The sequence below is a fragment of the Cupriavidus sp. SS-3 genome (assembly GCF_035818815.1).
Taxonomy (GTDB): domain Bacteria; phylum Pseudomonadota; class Gammaproteobacteria; order Burkholderiales; family Burkholderiaceae; genus Cupriavidus; species Cupriavidus taiwanensis_C.
The window spans coordinates 1-1,278 of the sequence record NZ_JAYLVT010000047.1; the positions used below are offsets into that span (position 1 = coordinate 1).

1 protein-coding gene is annotated in these 1,278 nt (G+C 60.9%); it reads left to right on the forward strand.

Translation table 11 applies throughout. The features are described from left to right. The first annotated feature begins 140 nt into the window (after positions 1-140). Positions 141-1,202: a VWA domain-containing protein gene (locus U9J39_RS29340; protein ID WP_326348795.1), complete on the forward strand. Its 1,062-nt coding sequence runs from the start codon at positions 141-143 to the stop codon at positions 1,200-1,202. Positions 1,203-1,278 lie beyond the last annotated feature (76 nt).

Here is a 1,278-nt window from a genome sequence, read left to right on the forward strand (position 1 = left end):
TAGGGAAGAGGCCGGGACTCCGTGTGCGGTAAGTTTCTTTTCGTGCGCATTTTACCGTTGCCGATCGGCAAACATGCGCATTGCACCTGGCGCATAAGCCTGCAGTATCATCGCTTTATCAACGCGCCATGGAGTACGGCATGCAGTTTCTCTGGCCGCAATTGCTCTGGCTGTTGTGCTTTCTCCCTTTGCTAGCAGGTGCCTACGTCTACCTGATGGCACGACGCAAGAAAGCTGCTCTGTTGTATGCCAGTCTTGCTCTGCCGCGCGCCGCGTTGGGGCACGGCCTACGCCTTCGGCGTCACATCCCGCCGCTGCTTTTTCTCTTGGCGTTGGGCGCGGCCCTCCTGGCATGCGCCCGTCCTGCCACGACCATCACCCTGCCGTCAGACATCATCACAGTGGTACTGGCTGTCGATACCTCCCTCAGCATGAATTCAACCGACGTGGCGCCCAGTCGGATCAGTGCCGCGCAGCAGGCCGCACGAGATCTGGTCATCGGACTGCCTGCAAGCGTGCGCCTGGGCATTGTCTCGTTTGCTGCCACGGCCACCGTAGTGCAGCCTCCAACCGACAACCGTCAGGATATGCTCGATGCGATCGATCGCTTCCAACTCCAACACGGCACGGCGACAGGCAGCGGACTGATCCAGGCCCTGGCGGTATTGTTTCCCGACGATGATGGCATCGACCTCGAAGCTATCCTTTTCCGCGGCGAGACCCTGGCACCGGGACCTGGTGGAAGAACGCAGTCCGAAGCTGCTGCGGCGGACGCCGTTCGCAAGCGCGAACTGGAACAGCCACCGACGATGCCCGGCTCTTATCGGCACGGAGTGGTAATCCTGCTCAGCGATGGTCGCCGGACCACTGGGCCAGATCCGCTAGACGCCGCGCGCATGGCTGCCCAGCGTGGGGTTCGCGTCTATACCGTAGGCTACGGTACCCCGCACGGCCAAGCAGAGTCGAGCCAGTCCTCCTTCACACAACTGGATGAGCCGACTTTGCTCGCGGTCGCGACGCTGACTGCTGGCGAGTACTTCCTGGCCGGATCGGCCGCGGATCTGACACGGGTATATCGGCAGCTTAGCGCCCGTTTCGCGCTCGAACGCAGGGAGACCGAAATCAGTTCTTTGCTGGCCGGGACCTCAGTTGTGCTGCTGATCGCTGCTTGTAGCCTGTCATTGCTGTGGTTCCGACGGTGACCATAACGAAAGTCAGTCGTCGCACGTATTTTTGAAGCGGGTAGGGGAGCGAAGGGAGGCGGTAAACACTGTATTG

Coding starts and splice junctions, on each gene's coding strand:
- U9J39_RS29340 (WP_326348795.1), top strand. CDS start 141: ATGCAGTTTCTCTGGCCGCAATTGCTCTGGCTGTTGTGCTTTCTCCCT.